Source organism: Nonomuraea bangladeshensis (assembly GCF_039529455.1).
Lineage (GTDB): Bacteria > Actinomycetota > Actinomycetes > Streptosporangiales > Streptosporangiaceae > Nonomuraea > Nonomuraea bangladeshensis.
Window position 1 is genome coordinate 448,820 of the sequence record NZ_BAAAMV010000008.1, and the last position, 17,893, is coordinate 466,712.

General features: G+C 72.0%; 15 protein-coding genes. 8 read left to right on the forward strand and 7 right to left on the reverse strand.

From position 1 onward, the window contains the following. Positions 1 to 92 precede the first annotated feature (92 nt). Together ABD292_RS28165 and sepH are read left to right on the forward strand one after the other, a co-directional pair. Positions 93 to 1,040 carry a S8 family serine peptidase gene (locus ABD292_RS28165; RefSeq protein WP_344212418.1) on the forward strand — a complete coding sequence of 316 codons (948 nt, stop codon included), beginning with the start codon at positions 93 to 95 and terminating at the stop codon, positions 1,038 to 1,040. A gap of 160 nt (positions 1,041 to 1,200) precedes the next feature. Then, a complete protein-coding gene (gene sepH / locus ABD292_RS28170; protein WP_344212420.1) occupies positions 1,201 to 4,071 on the forward strand; it encodes a septation protein SepH in 2,871 nt (956 codons plus the stop codon). A 76-nt stretch (positions 4,072 to 4,147) separates the two neighbouring features. On the opposite strand, the gene ABD292_RS28175 is transcribed toward sepH, so the two are convergent. After that, positions 4,148 to 5,638 (reverse strand): PH domain-containing protein, encoded by a 1,491-nt coding sequence (locus ABD292_RS28175; protein WP_344212422.1) that lies wholly within the window; start codon positions 5,636 to 5,638, stop codon positions 4,148 to 4,150. Between the two features lie 134 nt (positions 5,639 to 5,772). Continuing rightward, positions 5,773 to 6,288 carry a PH domain-containing protein gene (locus ABD292_RS28180; RefSeq protein WP_344212424.1) on the reverse strand — a complete coding sequence of 172 codons (516 nt, stop codon included), beginning with the start codon at positions 6,286 to 6,288 and terminating at the stop codon, positions 5,773 to 5,775. 504 nt (positions 6,289 to 6,792) lie between these two features. On the opposite strand from ABD292_RS28180, the gene ABD292_RS28185 reads away from it, so the two are divergent. The 5 genes from ABD292_RS28185 to ABD292_RS28205 all read left to right on the forward strand — a co-directional run bounded on the left by ABD292_RS28185 (position 6,793) and on the right by ABD292_RS28205 (position 13,403). Then, entirely contained in the window at positions 6,793 to 7,314 is a 522-nt protein-coding gene (locus ABD292_RS28185; RefSeq protein WP_344212425.1) for a YbhB/YbcL family Raf kinase inhibitor-like protein, read from the forward strand. 198 nt (positions 7,315 to 7,512) lie between these two features. After that, positions 7,513 to 9,177, forward strand: a complete 1,665-nt coding sequence (locus tag ABD292_RS28190) for a hypothetical protein (RefSeq protein WP_344212427.1) — start codon at positions 7,513 to 7,515, stop codon at positions 9,175 to 9,177. Between the two features lie 151 nt (positions 9,178 to 9,328). Continuing rightward, the gene (locus ABD292_RS28195) at positions 9,329 to 11,584 is read left to right on the forward strand and encodes a SulP family inorganic anion transporter (RefSeq protein WP_344212429.1); all 2,256 of its coding nucleotides are present in this window, start codon (positions 9,329 to 9,331) and stop codon (positions 11,582 to 11,584) included. Next, positions 11,581 to 12,597: an NAD-dependent epimerase/dehydratase family protein gene (locus ABD292_RS28200; RefSeq protein WP_344212431.1), complete on the forward strand. Its 1,017-nt coding sequence runs from the start codon at positions 11,581 to 11,583 to the stop codon at positions 12,595 to 12,597. Before ABD292_RS28195 ends, ABD292_RS28200 begins: the two co-directional genes overlap by 4 nt. Before the next feature lie 200 nt (positions 12,598 to 12,797). Beyond that, on the forward strand, positions 12,798 to 13,403 hold the full coding sequence (locus tag ABD292_RS28205; RefSeq protein WP_344212433.1) for a dihydrofolate reductase family protein: 606 nt from the start codon (positions 12,798 to 12,800) through the stop codon (positions 13,401 to 13,403). Between the two features lie 69 nt (positions 13,404 to 13,472). Here the strand turns inward: ABD292_RS28205 and ABD292_RS28210 are convergent, their stop codons facing one another. Next, positions 13,473 to 13,937 carry an NUDIX domain-containing protein gene (locus ABD292_RS28210; RefSeq protein WP_344212435.1) on the reverse strand — a complete coding sequence of 155 codons (465 nt, stop codon included), beginning with the start codon at positions 13,935 to 13,937 and terminating at the stop codon, positions 13,473 to 13,475. Between the two features lie 116 nt (positions 13,938 to 14,053). Then, positions 14,054 to 14,641, reverse strand: a complete 588-nt coding sequence (locus ABD292_RS28215) for an NUDIX domain-containing protein (RefSeq protein WP_344212437.1) — start codon at positions 14,639 to 14,641, stop codon at positions 14,054 to 14,056. A 66-nt stretch (positions 14,642 to 14,707) separates the two neighbouring features. Between ABD292_RS28215 and ABD292_RS28220 the strand changes: the two genes are divergently transcribed. Further along, the gene (locus ABD292_RS28220) at positions 14,708 to 15,883 is read left to right on the forward strand and encodes a helix-turn-helix domain-containing protein (protein ID WP_344212439.1); all 1,176 of its coding nucleotides are present in this window, start codon (positions 14,708 to 14,710) and stop codon (positions 15,881 to 15,883) included. A gap of 954 nt (positions 15,884 to 16,837) precedes the next feature. Here the strand turns inward: ABD292_RS28220 and ABD292_RS28225 are convergent. The 3 genes from ABD292_RS28225 to ABD292_RS28235 all read right to left on the reverse strand — a co-directional run bounded on the left by ABD292_RS28225 (position 16,838) and on the right by ABD292_RS28235 (position 17,853). Continuing rightward, positions 16,838 to 17,008, reverse strand: coding sequence for a hypothetical protein (locus tag ABD292_RS28225; protein ID WP_344212441.1), 171 nt, complete (start codon positions 17,006 to 17,008; stop codon positions 16,838 to 16,840). 272 nt (positions 17,009 to 17,280) lie between these two features. Then, the gene (locus ABD292_RS28230; protein WP_344212443.1) at positions 17,281 to 17,559 is read right to left on the reverse strand and encodes a YwqG family protein; all 279 of its coding nucleotides are present in this window, start codon (positions 17,557 to 17,559) and stop codon (positions 17,281 to 17,283) included. A 63-nt stretch (positions 17,560 to 17,622) separates the two neighbouring features. Next, positions 17,623 to 17,853: a hypothetical protein gene (locus ABD292_RS28235; protein WP_344212445.1), complete on the reverse strand. Its 231-nt coding sequence runs from the start codon at positions 17,851 to 17,853 to the stop codon at positions 17,623 to 17,625. Positions 17,854 to 17,893: the final 40 nt, after the last annotated feature.

Consider the following 17,893-nt stretch of genomic DNA (forward strand, 5'->3'; position numbering starts at 1 on the left):
ATCATGCGCTCGGTAAAGACCTGTCCCGTGAATAGACGAGACGGCGTGTCCCGATGTTGCTGTGACATGGGTGACAGGCACCCTCGTGGCTCGTGCCCCGACGATACGGCCTGCCCTCCGTGTATCTGGCCGCGGCCGCGGCGACGGCCGCCGCGACCGCCGTACCCCTGGCCATGACGCCCGCCTCCGGCCTCACCGCGCGCCCCGCCGTCACCGAGCCCACCCGGCCCTACATCGTCGTCGCGCGCGGCCGGGCCGCCGCCCGCGACCTCGTGGGCGAGGTGCGCTGGCGGGTGCGGCGCTACTACACGGCGGCGCTGCCCGGCTTCGCCACGTATCTCACCGCCGCCGAGCTGGCGTCGCTGCGCTCCGACCCCCGAGTGCGCGCCGTCGAGCCCGACCGGCAGATCCACCCTATGCCCGTACGGCGTCCCGCCCACCCTCTCACCGGGCCCGCGACCGGGACCGGAACCACGATCTACCTGGTGGACAGCGGTGTCGACACCGGACGCGCCGAGTTCGGCGACCGGGCGTGGCGGGCCTACGACGCCACCGGGGGCACCGGCCGCGACTGCACCGGCCACGGCACCCAGGTCGCCGGCCGGACGCACGCCGCCGCGCCGGGGGCCGGCATCACCTCGATCAGGGCGCTCGGCTGCGGCGGGCCCGGCTCGCTGGCCGACGTGCTGGCGGGGCTGGAGTGGATCCGCAGACACGCCCGGGGACCGTCCGTCGCCGCGCTGCCCGTGGACGGCGCGGGCTCCCCCGCTCTCGGCGAGGCCGTGCGCTCCCTGGTGGGCGCCGGCGTGTTCGTCGTGGGGGCCGCCGACGGCGACGGGTGCCGGATCGGGCCGGGCGGGGCCGCGTACACGGGGGCCGTGCCGCACCTCGCGGCGGCCGCCGCGCGGCTCCTGGAACGCACTCCCGACGCGAACCCGGCGATCCTCGCGTCTCTGCTCAACTGCGCCTTTGCCCGAGACGCGATTCGCCAGAACCCGTCGAGGGCCCTTAACCTCCTCATGCATAGCGGCAGGCTCTAGAGGGATGGATTCGACGAATGTGACCGGCGTCACATCGCCCCTTGGCTATCCCAGGAAGGCGATGTTCGGACATGCCGGGTACGGTGCTGGCAGGCAACCGGCACACGCGAGAGACTCAAGGGTCCGGGGGAAGAATGGCGACGCTGACGAAGGGACTCGCATGCAGGAGCTCCGACTCGTCGCGGTGAGTGAGGACGGCACCTATCTCGTACTGGCCACGGCCGGACGGGGAACCCGCTTCACTCTTCCCGTGGACGACCGGCTCCGTGCTGCCGTCCGCGGCAATTTCTCCCGTCTCGGCCAGTACGAGATCGAAGTGGAGAGTCCGTTGCGTCCCAAGGAGATCCAGGCTCGCATCCGCGCCGGGGAGACCGCCGAGGAGATCGCGGCGACCGCCGGGATCCCCGTCGAGCGGGTGCGCTGGTTCGAGGGGCCCGTCCTGCAGGAGCGGGAATACGTGGCCCAGCAGGCGCAGCGCGTCGCCGTACGCATGCCGGGCGAGTCCGCCCCGGGCCCCACGCTCGGCGACCTGGTCGCCGAGCGGCTGACCAGGCGCGGCGTCCCCACGGACGAGATCGACTGGGACTCCGCCAAGCGCGACGACGGCCTGTGGCGGGTCAAGCTCGGCTACGTCTGGAACGGTCACACGCGCCACGCCGAGTGGCTGTTCGACCCGCGCAAGCGCCACGTGACGCCGCACGACGACGAGGCCGTCCGGCTGTCGTCGGCCGACTTCGACCCGGAGCCGGCCGTGGTGGAGGACACCACGGTGACGCCGTTCGCGCCGCGCGTGGCCAAGCTGCAGCCGGTGCCGCCGCTCGCCTCCGACGCGCTGCCGTTCCCTTCGGTGGTGCGGCGCGAGCCGGAGGAGCCCGCCGTCGGCTACAACCCGCCCCCGCGCCCCGCCGACGCCTCGGCCCGCGACCACACGGGGACCTCCTCCCGCGAGTCGACCTACCGCGCCGACCCGCCTTCTCGCGAGTCGACCTACCGCGCTGACCCGTCTTCTCGCGACTCCGCTTACCTCAGCGACTCGCCTTCTCGCGAGTCCGCCTACGTCAGTGACCCGTCTTCTCGCGAGTCCGCTCACCGCGCTGACCCGCCCTCCCGTGAATCGACCTACCGCGTTGACTCCCCTTCTCGTGAGTCCGCCTACCGCGCTGACCCGCCGTCCCGCGAGTCGGCCTATCGCCCTGACTCCGACTCTCGCGAGTCCGCCTTCCGTCAGCCGACCGACGCCACCCGCGAGCAGCCCTCGGCGAGCCGCGACCCGCTGCGGCCCGACTCGCCGTCCCGCGAGCACGGCCACGCCCGCCCCGGCGACACCTCGTCCCGCCGTGGCGGGACTTCGCCGTGGCTGCCCGACTTCAGCTCGGGCCGCCCAGCCGACCGCGACAACGACACCATCTACGCCCCCTCCGCCCGCGCCTCCACGCCGGACGCCCTGGCCACCCACGAGCCTCCGGCCGCCGAGACCGGCACCACCCCGCAGCCGACGCCGCCCTTCGCCGAGAGCGTCACACCTGGTCAGGTGACCCCGTCGCCGGTCCAGGAGGCCGCACCCGCCGAGCCGACCTGGCAGGCGTCTCCGTCTGCCCCCACGGCTCCAGGCGCCGACCCGACCCCTTCCGCCACCACAGAACTTCCCACTGGCGAGGGACGGTCCACCACCGAGCAGCCGTCAGCCACCGAGCCGGCGCCTGCCAGCGTGGCGACGCCCGGTGACGCGGCGTCGAGCGAGGCGGCCCAGCCGAGCGAGGAGCCCGCGCCCGCCGCCCCGGCGGCGTCCGCGCAGGTGACCCCTGCGGCTCAGGTGGCCCCGTCCGACGAGCCCTCCACCACCACCGATGCCGCCGCCACTGCGGAGGCGCCCACCATCGCGCAAGGGCCCGCCTCTGCGGATACGGCCGCCCAAGGGCAGCCGGCCACCGACGCGAGCGTCACAGCGGACTCCTCCGCCGGGCCATCGTCGGACGCCGCTGCCACCGTCGAGCCGACCGCTCCCGCCGTCGAGGCCACCAGTGGGACGGCCACCGCCGACGCGGCGACGTCGGCCGCCGAAACCTCGCCCACCGACGCCGCCACCACGGCCGCGACGACCTCGCCTGCCGTCGAGGCGAGCACCGTCGCCGACGCAGCATCCGTTCAGCCGACGACCAGCGACGCCAGCAAGCCCGCGGACGCGCCGAGCCAGGCCGCGCCCGTCGCGCCGGAAGCCCCGGCTGCGGAGACAGAGCCGAGCACGGAGAACGCGGAGCCCGACAAGCCCGCCACCGCCGAGCCGGCCGCCGCTGCCGAAACCGCCGTCGCCGATTCACCTGCCGTTACCGAGCCCGCCGCCACGGAGCCTTCAACCACCGAGCCCACCGCTGGTACGGCAGCCGCTGCTGCCACCGCAGGACCCGCCCAGCAGTCCGACACCGCCGAGCCCGCCACCGCAGGACCTGCCCCCGCAGAGCCCGCCGTGGCTGAGCCCGCCACTGCCGAGCCCGCTACCGCCGAGCCCGCCGTCGCTGAGCCCGCCGTCGCTGAGTCCGCCACTGCCGAGCCCGCCGTCGCTGAGTCCGCAGCCGCCGAGCCCGCCGCTTCCGAGCCCGCAGCCGCAGAGCAGCAGGCCACCACGCCGCCCGCTCCCGACGCCGAGGCTCCCGCTGTCGAGCAGCCGGTCGTCGAGGACGCGGCCCCCGCAGCCGAGCAGCCCAAGCCCGAGCAGCCGAAGGCGGACGAGCAGTCGAAGCCTCAGCAGCCCGAGACCGAGCAGGAGGCGGTCAAGGAGGAGGCGGTCAAGGAAGAGGCGGTCAAGGAAGAGGCCAAGCCTCCGGCGCCCAAGCCGAAGCCCGCCCCCGGCGCCGAGCCCAAGGTCCCGGCCGCCCGGCCCGGGGGCAAGGACGCCAAGGAGGAGCCTCCGGTGCCGGTTCCGTCCCCGCCGCCCGCGCCCGCCGCCCGGCAGGCGCGCAAGGGCTCCCGGGGCCGCCGCGCCTCCGTCCCGACCTGGGACGAGATCATGTTCGGCGCCCGCCGCCAGGACTGACCGGCGAAGGAACACCAGGACAGCGCCCCAGCACGGCGCTGGTCGACTCCCCGGCCCCTCCAGGCCGGGGAGCGCGTCAGGAGTGCTCAGCGCCGCCGAGGAACGGAGTGAGCCATTCCGGCGTCACCTCCGCCGGAAAAGCCACCCCCTGCGCCTCCGAGACGTCGATCGCCTCGTAGCCGCCCGTGCCGGCCCCCACCCCGGCGATCAGGGTGAGCACCCCGGCGCGCCGCTGGAACCAGGTCTGCCGCAGCCGCCACCCCACCACGGCCCGCCGTTCGATCACGGCCTGGGACCGGCGCAGCGACCCCGACCGTACGCTGAGCCGCGCCCCGTCGTAGCCGTGCCCCAGTGACGCGTACCGGTCGAGCCCCAGGGGGATGCCCGCGCCGGCGAGCAGCAGCGCGACCACGGCCACGATCCACCCCAGCGTGATCCCGGTGGCCGCCGCCGCCACGGCGCTCAGCAGGGCCAGGACCGTCCAAGGGAAGATCGCGCGGAAGAGGCGGCGGTTGCGGGCCACCGGCGGGTGGGCGCGCAGGGCGGCGTCGTACGGCCCGACGGCCTCGCCGGTGACCGCGTACGCGACCGGCCGTGGCACGTCGGGGAGCAGCTGGCCGCGCGTCCGCGAGTCGCCGAGGCCGGTCACGATGGCCCAGGCGCGTACGACGCCCGCCCACCGCTCGGCCAGCCCGTCCACGATCTCGTAGCCGCGCACCCGTTCGGACTCCAGCGACACGCTCCGCCGGTTGACCAGCCCGCGCTCGGCCACCAGGTAGCCGTCGCGCCGCTTGAGCACGAAGTCCCAGTTGAAGACGGCGTACATGACCCCGCCGAGCACCGGCATCAGCAGGACGAGCAGCACCGCCACGGCCAGCAGCAGGTAGGGGCGCTCCCACAGCCACTCCCCCGCGTGCCAGGCGACGTCGCGGCCCACGCCCAGGTCGTCGCCCCACTGAAACGCCAGCCCGATCGCGCCGCCCGCGAACGCGAAGGGCGTGAGCAGGTAGGCCCCGGACAGCGGACCGTACAGCAGCCACCGCTTCGGCACCCTGACGATCTCCCGCTCGGTCCGCCCGGCGACGGCGTGCGCGGGGACCACAGGGCCGGCAGGCGCGGGTTGTGCGGGCGCGGTGCGGCGCAGCAGGACGGTCTTGAGGCGTTCGGCCTCGGTGAGCGTCACCCCGTCGAGCCCGGCCTCCTCGTTCCCGCCGCTCGCCCCGGTGTCGATCTTGAGAACGGCCAGGCCCAGCAGCCGGTGCATGGGAGGCGTGGAGACGTCGACGCCGCGGATCCGCTCCAGCGGGATCGTACGGACCGACCGGCTGATGAGCGCGCGCTTGGTCTCCAGGCGGTCGCCCACGAGCTCGTACGTGAACGTTGCCCACCGGATGACCGCGAACACCACCGTGCCGACGACGCCGAGGGCGGCCCAGATGTACGACCTGGGCGAGAACCCTCCCACGAACAGCACGCCCACCAGGGGAAGGAGAAGGGAGGGCAGCATCCGCACCGGGTCGATGAGCAGCACCTTCGGGCTCAACCGCAACGGCACGGAGACAGGCATCGGCGGCGGGTACGGCCCCTGAGCCGGCGGGTACGGCCCTTGAGGCGGCGGCGCAACCGGATGACCACCGGGAGGCGGACCTGGCGGACCCGGCTCCCCCGGCCCGAACTCGCTCTGATGAGGACGGGGTTCGGTCATGTCGCGTCGTCCCTCAGCACCTCGGCCCGCCGCGCGAGCTGTTCCGCCAGCCCCGCCGCCACCCCGTACTCCAGCCCCTGGATCGTGGACGACCCGGCGTGCGACGCGGTGCGGATCTCCAAAGTGGCCAGCCCGAGCATCCGCTCGAACCACCCCTGCCCCTTGTCGACGGTCTGGATGCGGCTCACGGGCACGAAGACCCACTCCCGGGCCAGGAACCCCGACCTGGCGTAGACGACGTCGCCTGAGAGCTCCCAGCGGTGCACGGCGTAGCGTACGAACGGCTCGGCCGCCAGGAACGGCAGCCCCAGCACCACGACCGCGACGGGCAGCAGCCAGGAGTGCTCGGAGAGCCAGTCGGGCAGCCACCCCCACCCGCCGACCAGCCGCGCCACCAGCAGCGAGCCTCCCAGCATGAGGACGAACGCCACCAGTGACTGCAGCAGCCACAGGCGTACGGCCTTGGGCGAGACGCGGTTGGCGGGGTCGCGTAGCGGGCCTTGAGAGGTCACAAGGCCAGCTTAGGACGGAAGGCGAGGCACGCCGCCGGGCCGGTAAAGATCGACGTTCCGCGCGGCGTGTCCGCCTGCCGGTCCGCGCCGCCGGTGCCATGCTCGATGGCGGCCCGGCCGCAGGCTGTCGTGCCTGGCCACGTCGGCGGCGCCACGTTCGTGCCAGCCAGGCCCAGGGCCAGCGCCAGGCCGCACCCGGAGCGCGATCGCCCCCACGCAACGTGGCAGCCGCCGTCCCCCGACCCTTCACCCGCCGGCCCCCTGCCCTTCACCCGCCGGCCGCCGGCCGCTCGCGGCCATGTCGCGATACCGGCAGGGGGTTGCGACCAGTGGGGCGGGTGTGGCGAACTTCACTACGCGGATCCCGCGATTCCGGCTGGTTTCGGTTCCTTTACCGGGCGCGGACCATCGAGAAACGGTCTGCGCATCGCCGAGAGCCGCGTAGCATCGTCCGGCATGGGGCTGTGTAACACGGCAACGCGTCTGCGACGCATCACCGTCACTGTGACGGCTGTGGCCGCCGCGTTCGCGCTGACGGGTTGCGGCAGTCTCATCGGCAGATCACAGGCCAAGGACATCGCGGAGATCAACGTCTCTAGCCCGGAGCTGCGCGACGGCAAACCGCTGCCGCGCGAATACTCCTGCCAGGGCGGTCAGGGCAGCCCGCCGCTGCGCTGGTCGAGTCAGCCGCTGTCGGAGGCCAAGTCGATCGCGATCGTGGTCGACTCGCACACCTCCTCGGACGCGGCCGTGCACTGGGTGCTCTACAACATCCCGGCGACCACGACCGAGCTGGGCCCCAACGCCGCCGAAGACCCGCCGGAGGGCAGCGGTCAGGCGAAGGTGACCAGCGGGAAAACGGGTTACGACCCCCCATGCAGGACCCCGGGGAGCTACCGCTTCACGGTCTACACGCTGAACGGCAAGGTCGATCCGGCAGCGGGGAGCACCCTCCCCGAGATTCTCAAGAGCATTGCGGACCAGACCATCGCCCGCGGCAGACTGACGGCGGTCGACATCGAGTGATAGGGCGAACACCCCTGGTAATAGGGTGTACCAATTCTTCACGTAGGGTGTGACAACGCTCATAGTGGTCCGACACAATCAGATCCAATCGTTAGGCATTGGTGATCAAAGGGGGCAGATCGCGTCGATGGCCGCGCGATCTCACCGATGCCAGAGGGAGGCCATGGCTTTGAGGGTGGTGCAATGACAGCGGTCGTCGTGAGCTTGGTCGCTATCGTGCTCCTCGTGCTCGTCGTCGTGGCACTGGGCATGCGTTCGATGAGTCGGCGAGAGAGCTCGTTGCCTCCTGAACGGCTGAAGGAGATGGCCGAGAAGGAGGAGAAGACCCATGCGCGCTCCACGGACGAGTTCGCGTCCCACGAGCCGCGGATGGCGAACTTCAGCCCCGACTTCAGCCCCATAGACGCGCCCAAGCAGCCCAAGCCGGTCCGTACGGGCCAGCGCGGCAAACGCGGCGTGGACGAGTGGGGCAACCCCGTCAACGACGAGGACGACGAGGAGTTCTGGGCCAACATCCGCAGCGACGCCGAGCAGGGCGGCTTCGGCGCGGGCGGCACCGTGGCGGCCAGGAAGGCCGCCAGCCGCCCCGGCGAGCCCGCCTCCGAGCGTCCCGCCGAACGCCCCGGTGAGCGTCCCGCCGAGCGGCAGCCGCAGCGCGCCGCCGAGCGCCCCGGCCGCCAGGACCGCTCCACGGAACGTCCCGGCGACCGTCCTAGCGAGCGGCGCGCCGAGCGCAAGGCCAAGCCGCGCCCCGTGGCCGCGAGCGTCGACCCCGACGCGACCACCATCCAGGCCCCTCTGCCGCAGCGCCCGGCTCCGGCCGCCGCTGCCGCCAATCTCGCCGACCTCGTCGAGCCCGGCCGGCGCACTCCCTCCCAGGCCGAGCTCGCCGAGCAGCGCACCGTGACCTTCGCCGCCCCTACGCCCGACGTGATGAGCATCCTCGGCGCGGGCGCGCAGCCGGTGCCCGCCGCCCGGCCCGAGCCGTCCCCGGCGCCCCGCTCCTCGCGCTCCTCCCGCTCCCGCTCCCGCGCCGCGGCGAGCCCCGCCGCCGCGAGCCCGGCCGCCCCGGCCCCTGCCGCGACCCCGGCCACCGCCGGTCCCGCCGCCACGAGCAGCGGCTCCTACCCGGCCATCTCCTCCAACAGCGCCACCACCAGCGGCTCGTTCCCGGCCGCCACGCCCACCTCCAGCGGCTCGTTCCCGGCCGCCTCGCCCACCTCCAGCGGTTCGTTCCCGATCGCGCACCCGGCGCCCATCCACGGCGCGCCGACGAGCGACCCGTTCCCCGCCGCCTACACCGGCGCCCCGGCCGACGCCCTCGACACCACGTGGACAACGCCCGCGCCGACCTCGTCCGGCTCCTGGCCCGCGGGGCCGGTGGCCGACATCCTCGACGACGCGGCTCCGGCCGCCGCCTCCTACCCCGGCCCGGCGAGCTCCTGGCCGGCGTTCGAGCAGCCCGCGTCCCGCTCGTCCTACCCCGCCTCCTACGAGGTGCGTCCCGGCTGGGCGGTGGCCGACGACTCCGACCCGGTGACCGGGCCGACCCCCGCCGCGGGCACCCCGACGGTGCCGAACCGCGCGGTCTCGGCGTCCGGCTCCTACCCGGACGTGCTGTCGACCCCGACGCCGGCCTCGCCGCCGTCCGCGTACCCCGCGTACGAGACCGGCGACATCACCAGCCTGCCCGCCACCGCATGGCCCGAGCCGCCCGCCGCGGGCGGCGCACAGGCCCCGTGGCCCGGCTACGGCGCCCAGCCGCAGCCGGCCGCCCCTCAGGCGGCCCCCAACGCCGCCGACGCCACCCCCGGCGGCCGCAGGCGCCGCGAGCAGGACTACCCGCACGACTACTACCGCTGAGACACCGGCCGGCATCCCGCTGAAGGACACATTTGTTGAGCGCCGCCCTCGCGCGGCGCATCTCACCGGGCCGCCGGCCGTCCTCATTACTCGGTAAAACCCACGCGAAGCGCAGCCAAAGCGCGGAAGCCCGCGGACTAGGGTTTCCTGCATGTTCCGCGACACGCAGGGTCGCCTGCTGAACACCCTCCGTCATGACGTGCCTGCCTCGCTGGTGGTCTCCCTCGTGGCGGTGCCCCTCTCCCTCGGCATCGCGCTGGCCTCGGGGGCCCCGCTCGCGTCCGGACTGATCGCCGCCGTGGTGGGCGGCGTGGTCGCGGGCGCGCTGGGCGGCTCGTCGGTGCAGGTGAGCGGGCCGGCGGCGGGACTGTCGCTGGTGGTCGTGGACCTGGTGCAGACGTACGGCTGGCGCGCCACCTGCATGATCACGCTGCTGGCCGGCGCGGTGCAGCTCGTGCTGGGCATGCTCAAGGCGGCCAGGGCGGCGCTCGCGGTCTCGCCGGCCGTCATCCACGGCATGCTGGCGGCGGTGGGGGTGATCATCGCGCTGTCCCAGCTCCACGTGGTGCTGGGCGGCTCGCCGCAGCAGTCGGCGGTGGCGAACCTGATCCAGCTTCCCGGCCAGCTCGCCGACGTGCACGGCCACAAGGTCATGGTGGGCCTGGTGACGATCGGGGTGCTCGCGCTGTGGACGCGGCTGCCCAGGCGGGTCAGGGCCGTCCCCGCGCCGCTGGCCGCGCTGCTGGCCGCGGCGGCGACGGCGTGGATGTTCGACTGGAACGTCACCCGCGTCGACCTGTCCGGCAGCGGCGTCGAGTGGGCCTTCCCCGTGCTGCCGCAGGGCGACTGGCACCTGGTGGTGGCCGCGGTGCTGCTGGTGGCGCTGCTGGCCGGCTGTGAGTCGCTGCTGTGCTGCGTGGCCGTGGACGGCCGGCACGGCGGCCGGCGCGCCGACCTCGACCAGGAGCTGACCGGGCAGGGCGTCGCCAACATGGTGTCGGGCGCGCTCGGCGGCCTGCCGGTGGCCGGGGTGATCGTGCGCAGCACCGCGAACGTGGTGGCGGGGGCGCGTACCCGCTGCTCGACCATCCTGCACGGGGTGTGGGTGCTGGTGTTCGCGCTCGGGTTCGGCTGGTCGATCGCGCTGATCCCGATGGAGGCGCTGGCGGCGCTGCTGGTGTTCATCGGCGTGCAGATGGTGAACCTCGGCCACATCAGGAAGGTGCACGGCCACGGCGAGGTCCCCGTGTACGTCGTGACCATGGTCACCGTGATCCTGCTGGGCCTGGCCGAGGGCGTACTGGCCGGGCTCGGGCTGGCCGCGCTGCTCGCGCTGCGCCGGCTGACCTGGGTGACGGTGCTCAAGCGCGACGGCAGGGACGGCCGGCTGCACGTGACGGTGTCGGGGTCGCTGACGTTCCTCGGGGTGCCGCGGCTGACCCGCGAGCTGCGTACGATCGCCTCGGGCACGCCGGTCGACCTCGACCTCAACATCGACTTCATGGACAACGCCGCGTTCGAGGCGTTGCACTCCTGGCGGCTGGACCACGAGCGGACGGGCGGCACGGTCGACATCGACGAGCTGCACGACGAGTGGTACGCGCTGACGGCGAGCGGCGCACGGAGCCGCCCGACGAAGAAGTCGCTGCCGGTGGCGCCGGACCGCTGGTGGCTCCCGTGGGATCAACGGCGCCGCGGCCCCGGCCGGCGCACCGTGGTCTCGAACGGCGGGTCCGTCCAGGTGGACTGCCAGCTCACGGCGGGCGCGCACGAGTACCACCGGCGCACGGCCCCGCTGGTGCGCCCGCTCTTCACCGAGCTGGCCCGCAGGCAGCAGCCGTCGCACCTGTTCATCACGTGCGCCGACTCCCGGATCGTGCCCAGCCTGATCACCGCGAGCGGCCCCGGCGACCTGTTCACCGTACGCAACATCGGCAACCTGGTGCCGCGCCGCGGCGCCGAGCCGCCCGACGACTCGGTGGTGGCCGCCATCGAGTACGCGACCCAGGTGCTGGGCGTGCACACCATCACCGTGTGCGGCCACTCGGGGTGCGGCGCGATGGCCGGGGTGCTGAGCGCGGGCGTACGGGCGGGCAGCCTGCCGGGGCTGCGGCGCTGGCTGCGGCACGGCCATCACAGTCTGGCCAGGTTCATCGAGACGGAGGGCGACCGGCTGCACTCCGGGGCGCTGGACGTGCTCTGCCGGGTCAACGTGCAGCAGCAGCTGGAGAACCTGCGGACGTACCGGAAGGTCGACGAGCAGGTCAGGGCCGGGAAGCTGGAGCTGGTGGGGTTGTTCTTCGACATCGCGACGGCCCGGGTGCACCTGGTGCCGCCGCTGCGGGCTACGCCCTCGGTGAAGATGTCCGATGGCGGGGTGCTCGCGGGCGAAGAATGGGGCGCATGAAGGTTCTTGTCATAGGTGGTTCGGGGTTCCTGGGGCGTGCCGTCGTGGAGGAGGCGCTGGCCCGGGGCCATGAGGTCACGACGTTCAACAGGGGGCGCAGCGGCGCCGACGTGCCCGGGGTGGAGGCCGTGCGCGGCGACCGCGAGTCGCCGGCCGACCTGGAGCGGCTGGCCGAGGGCCGCAAGTGGGACTACGTGGTCGACACCTCCGGCTATGTCCCCCGCGTGGTGGGCGCGTCGGCGCGGGCGCTGACCGGGCACGCGGGCACCTACGCGTTCATCTCGACGATCTCGGCGCTCGCCGGGTTCCCCGCCGAGCCCGCCGGCGACGACGCCGAGCTCTGGCCGTGCGCGCCCGACGCCGGCCCCGAGGACGGCAACTACGGCGTGCTGAAGGCGGGCTGCGAGCGGGCGGTCGAGCAGGGCTTCGACGGCGACGTGCTGATCGTGCAGCCGGGCATCATCCTGGGGCCGTACGAAGACGTCGCCCGGCTGCCGTGGTGGCTCACCAGGATCGCGCGCGGCGGCAAGGTGCTGGCGCCGGGCGAGCCGGACGAGCCGCTGCAGTTCGTGGACGCCCGCGACCTGGCGATCTTCACGCTCGACCAGGCCGAGCGCGGCGGCAACGGCCGGTTCGTGGTGACCGGGCCGGTGGGCCAGACCACCTACGGGGAGTGGCTTCAGGCGTGCAAGGACGCCACCGGGTCCGACGCCGAGTTCGTGTGGGTGGACAGCGAGTTCCTGATCGAGCAGGGCGCCGGGGCGTTCGTGGAGCTGCCGCTCTGGCCCGGCCCGCCGTCGCCCGAGAACACGCATTTCTGGACCGTCCCGACCGACCGGGCTCAGGCCGCGGGGCTGCGGATCCGCCCGGTGGCCGAGACCGTACGCGACACGTGGGCGTGGCTGCGGGAGATCCCGGAGCAGGAGCGCAACTTCGGCAAGAGGAGCACGCACGGCATCGCGCCGGAGAAGGAGGAGGCGATCCTCGCCGCCTGGGCGGCCCGTTCTGCGTAATCCTCCACAGACCGGGAGCGTCCGGCGGACTAGTGTCCCGCTCGTGGAGCCGGTCCTCACTCCCAGGGGCCGGAGGGGCGGAGACCTGCGGCGTCTCCGCCCCTCGCACGCCTGAAATTTTTCTCGGCCGGCATGTAGAGAACCCGCCCCCTGCTCCGACTCCTTCGTGAGAACCACCCCACCACGAAGGAGAATGCGAGATGAGCAAGGTCACCTGCGACATGGCGATGTCACTGGACGGCTTCACGGCCGGCCCGAACCAGAGCCTGCGCAACCCGTTCGGCGAGGGCGAGGACGGGCGGCTGACCCGCTGGATGGTCGACGAGCCGGAGGCGCACGCCGAGGTCATGGCGAGCATCACGGACGCGGGGGCGTTCATCATGGGCCGTAACATGTTCAGCCCCGGGCGCGGGGCGTGGGACCTCGGCTGGACCGGCTGGTGGGGTGAGGAGCCTCCGTACCACGCGCCGGTCTTCGTCCTCACCCACCACCCGCGCGAGCCGCTGACGATGAAGGGCGGGACGACGTTCTTCTTCGTCACCGACGGCATCGAGGCGGCTCTGGAGCGGGCGCGGGAGGCGGCGGGGGGCCGCTCGGTCGCCATCGCGGGCGGGGCGCACACGGTCAACCAGTATCTGGCGGCGGGGCTGATCGACGAGCTGCGCCTGCACGTCGCGCCCGTCTTCCTGGGGCGGGGCGAACGGCTGCTCGCCGGGATGGAGAACCTCGACCTCGAACCGGCCGGCGAGCCGTGGGGCACGGCCCTCGTCACGCACCTGACGTACCGGCTGCCCCGCCGCGCCTGAACCCCCTGCCGGCTGCTCGACTCAGGGCCGCGGGCGCCGGGCGCCCTCTCGGTCGAAGGCGGCGCCCTCTCAGCTGCTGGAGGCGGCGCCCTCCCCGCTACTGGTGGGGGCGCCCGCCCCGCGGCTGGAGGCGGCGCCCTCGCCGCTGCCGCTGGAGGCGGCGCCCTCCCCGCTGAAGTACGCCGCCACCACCCGCGTGTGCAGCGAGAACGCCAGCTCCCGCGGCCCGTCGATCAGCAGCCACTCCGACGTCTCCGCAGTCGCCACCACCGGCGGGAGCGCGTCGGCGGCCACCTGCGGCCCGACCCCGAACACCAGCAGCGTCCCGTCAGGCGCGCTGATCACGTCCAACAGTCGCACCTCCCCCGCGTCCACGACCACCCCGGTCTCCTCGCGCAGCTCCCGCACGGCCGCCTCCTGCCACGACTCCCCCAGGTCGATGAAGCCGCCCGGCAGCGCCAGCTCCCCCCGCCGCGGCTCGACCGCCCGCCGCACCACCAGCACCCGCCCGCCCTCCACCGGCAGCACCAGCACGGCGACGGGCAGCGGATTGAGATAACTAGTGTTCCCGCACGCGGCACAGGTGCGCGGCCACGGCTGCCCGCCCGCGAAAGCCGCACCGCAGAAGGAGCAATGAGAGTTCCTGGTCGTCATCGGCCCAGCCGTTCCATGAGTTTCCCGGCGAACCGGTGCATGTGGGGATCAAGGTGCTCGCCGGGCTCGTCGAGCAGCCGCCGCGGCGCCACCCACCTGATCGCGGAGAACTCCCGCCGGTCGTAGGTGGTGACGGTGTCGACGTCGAGGACGTACCAGAGCGAGATGTCAGTGTGCGCCCCCTCACCCCGCGTCCGCGCCGAGCTGACGAAGAACGGCCGATCACCACTGACAGCCCCCGGAACCGCCGCCGTGTGCAACTCCTCCTGGCACTCCCGGACGACGGTGGCCCAGGGATCCTCCTCCGGCTCCACATGCCCGCCGCTGGGCAACCACAGCCCGGCCTTGCGATGCGCCACCAGCAGCAACTCCTCGTTCGGGTTGAGCGCCACGAAGTAGCTCACCAGGTGCAGATCGGGAACATCGGGCTTCCTGGTCCGATACAGCGGCGCCCCGCCGGCGATCCAAGCCAGCGCGCCGGCCACCTGCTCCTCCTCCATCCGATCCCAGGGCGTGATCGCCTGGATCCGCTCCATGAGCCGGACCCGCGCGGACGCGGCATTCGAAGATCCCTCGGCGACCATGCAGAGCAATCTAGCCGTACGGCCGTACCTACGGCAGGGGCAGCGCTTTGGCCTCAAGATGGAAGCATGCTCGGAGAGCGCTTGCAGTCTCACCGGAAGCTGCGCGGCCTCAGCCAGCGCGAGCTGGCCGCGCGGTCCGGTGTCGCCCTGTCCCTGATCCGGAAGGTGGAGCAAGGCGAACGCAAAAGCGTACGTATCGAAACCGTTCGAGCTTGGGCGACAGCACTGGACGTGACCACCACTGCGCTACTCGGCCCCGTTCCGGAGGCCGAACGGCAGAACGGGGACGGGGATCGCCTCGCGCCGCTGCGGCAAGCGCTACAGGGCGCGGCCCCAGCCGACGTGGAAGAGGTGCCGACCGCTGACGGTTTGCGGTCCGCCATCGCAAGCGCCGTACGGCTGTACCACGACGACGAATACGGCGACCTGACCACGATCCTGCCCGTCCTGGTCAAGGAAGCACAGACCCTCGTGGAGCAAGGCGGGCCGGAAGCCCTGGCTGTTCGCGCCAGAGTCCTGCAACTGGTCGGCTCACTGGCTACCCAGACCCGAGTGTTCGACGTGGCCGAGATCGCCCTGGAAGGCGCCGTGACCGACGCGATCGAGACTGGTGACCGCATAGAGGCTGCGTCCGCCGTCATCACTTCGTGCTGGCTGCTCCTGCGCCAGGGTCGCCTTGATGAAGCACGTTCGCGGGCCGTCGACTGGGCGGACGAGATCGAACCACGCATGTCGCGAGCGACCAGCACGGAGCTCTCAGCCTGGGGATGGCTGCTCCTGCGCGGCAGTGCGGCAGCCATCCGGGACAACCGGCCGGACGAAGCGGACGAGATGATGCGACTGGCCCTGTCGGGCGCGGTTCGCATGGGGCGAGAACACGGCTCGTACCACGAATACTTCACGACGTTCGGACCGGCCACGGTGCAGATGAAGCGGGTGGAAAGCGCCATCATCGAGCATCAGCCAGAGCGAGCCCTACAGCTCGCACGCGAGGTACCCCCAGGTTTGAGACCAACCAGCGACAACCGAAACCGGCATCTTCTGGACGTGGCCAACGCGCGAGTCATGCTGCGCGAGTACGACAAAGCCCTCGATGTCCTGTCGCAGCTCGCACGCGAAGCGCCCGCATGGCTGCCGAACCAGCGTTACGCCAAGGACGTGCTCCGGACGATCGTCGGTCGCCGCCGCACGCTGACACCGGAGATGCGGAAACTGGCGAATGCGGTTGGTCTAGAACCATAAACGTGTGGCACTTCACTGCGCGGCCCGCCGAAAGTGCCACAGACAGCTTGACCTCGGTCTTTCTACCTTGTGGTCATGCACTCTCGAAACACATCCGCACAGCTCAAAGGACTAGAACGAGGCGAGCCCGTCACAGAGGCGGAAGCCGAACGGCAGCGGGCCGCGCTGGACCGCGTTCTGGAACACCTGGCGGAAACAGTAGGCGTGCATGCTGAGCTGATTACCCGGATTGCTATCGACCGCGAAAGGCAACCTGAATCGAGCGCCGAGAAACGCCGGTATCCGCCAGCGCTGCTCGTCTACGCGGACGCCGGGCGAAGAGTCGCGAAGGTCTCCATTGGAGAGCGCTCCGGTAGTTACCTGGTCGAGCTGGCACGCATGGCGGTGCCGGCCGCAGACATACCCCGTGACTGGATCGCAGTCGTCCCCGCGCACCTCCCCGATCAGGCAGCGCTAGTGATCGCACAGCACGCGAGGTGCACCGGCGAATGATGGCACAACCCGCACCCACGAAACCATCGAAGATCTGCAGGCCAAGCGCGGCGATCATTGGGAAATAGCGTCGAATTCTGGTGTCGGTGTAACCCAAATCGCGGAACAAGAGGTCCAGCATGCGAGTGGTCGTTCCCGTCATAATCTGGCGTCCAGGCAACGCCCGTGGACTCGAATACGGGATGATGGGAAGCGTTAAGGCTTTCTCAATTCATTACTACCTCAACCGGTACGCTCTCTCCCCTCGCCTCCATAAGGCGGAAGGTGTGCCGTACCCGGTTGAGGAATTTCGCTCGCCCGAGCAAGCTCGGCGGCGCGCGGAGGAGATCCGCGAAGATTGGCGTCGAGCTCTCACCAGGGCGTACGACGGCCCACAGGGGCGGGCGTCCAGGTAGAGGTGTGAAGCTGACGCCCCCGCGTGGAGAGAATGGTCCCTTCCTGGCGCGCAGAAGCCGCCCGGCTCTACCGCCACCTACTCCTCTCAGGGCGGTCTGCAGCCACATGCTCCAGCCAGCGGCGTGTCTCGGCGCGGCTGGTCAGGAACACCACCGGCTTGCCCGCGGCGAGTTCGTGGATCTTCGCCAGCACCTTGGGACGCATGCGTCGCCGGTAGGTGGCCACGTAGGTGATCACGCCCCAGTGGATGCGGTTGTAGACGCCGGAGGTGTGCTGGCCGGCGCCGTGCTGGAGCTGGCGGGAGAGAATCCCCCACAGGGCGCGGGCAGAATGTAGAGGCGAGATCCAGACATCTCATTGCCGTGATGGACGTCCTGCAGTTGTTCAGCCTGCGGACCTTGACGGGTTGCGTCACCGGGCCTCCCGAGTGCCGATCGAACGTGATCAGCACCATCCAACTGGCAGGAGCGTCCTACGCGCCAACCCCGTGATCGTTTCCGGCCACAGCACTAGCAGCACTGCCATAAGAAGCGGCCTTCCTGCTCGTCCGGGCTGAGGAAGCCGTAGCCCACCCCTGCGTCGCCGAAATTGACGTCGTTGCGCAGGGGCCCGACCGAGTCGAGTTGGAACAGGAAGTCCCACGCGCCGGGAGGGTGTTCCTCGAACTGCAGCCACGTCGGGAGCCCGCCGATGCGGCTGTCGTAGACGTCGTCGAGCTCGCCGGGGTTGGCGACATCGACCTCGGCAGCGTATTCGCAGATGGCCGAACCGTAAGCATCAGCACGCACCTCGACGAACGGTGGCACCCGGCCGGGCTGGACGATCAGCGCGTTCTCCCCCGCCTCGCTCTCCTAGGTGCAGCCGATGTCGTCGTAGGTCATGAACAGGTATGCCATCCGCGGCTCCGGGCCCGGGAGCCGGAACTGGCCGATGAACATCATCGGCCGCTCCAGGCGCCGAGAAAGCGGCCACTGGGGCTCGTTCACCCACACCGGTGCACCGCCGAACTTGGTCACGTGCTCGCGGATCGGCTTCTCAGCGGGGGTGAGGAGCAGCCGGTACGGCGGGTTCTCGATCGTCATGCCGGGACCCTAACCATCGTGACCGACATCGTCCGGGCGT

Coding starts and splice junctions, on each gene's coding strand:
- ABD292_RS28215 (WP_344212437.1), bottom strand. CDS start 14,641: ATGGTCGCCGAGGGATCTTCGAATGCCGCGTCCGCGCGGGTCCGGCTC.
- ABD292_RS28175 (WP_344212422.1), bottom strand. CDS start 5,638: ATGCCTGTCTCCGTGCCGTTGCGGTTGAGCCCGAAGGTGCTGCTCATC.
- ABD292_RS28200 (WP_344212431.1), top strand. CDS start 11,581: ATGAAGGTTCTTGTCATAGGTGGTTCGGGGTTCCTGGGGCGTGCCGTC.
- ABD292_RS28235 (WP_344212445.1), bottom strand. CDS start 17,853: ATGACGATCGAGAACCCGCCGTACCGGCTGCTCCTCACCCCCGCTGAG.
- ABD292_RS28195 (WP_344212429.1), top strand. CDS start 9,329: ATGTTCCGCGACACGCAGGGTCGCCTGCTGAACACCCTCCGTCATGAC.
- ABD292_RS28205 (WP_344212433.1), top strand. CDS start 12,798: ATGAGCAAGGTCACCTGCGACATGGCGATGTCACTGGACGGCTTCACG.
- ABD292_RS28220 (WP_344212439.1), top strand. CDS start 14,708: ATGCTCGGAGAGCGCTTGCAGTCTCACCGGAAGCTGCGCGGCCTCAGC.
- sepH (WP_344212420.1), top strand. CDS start 1,201: ATGCAGGAGCTCCGACTCGTCGCGGTGAGTGAGGACGGCACCTATCTC.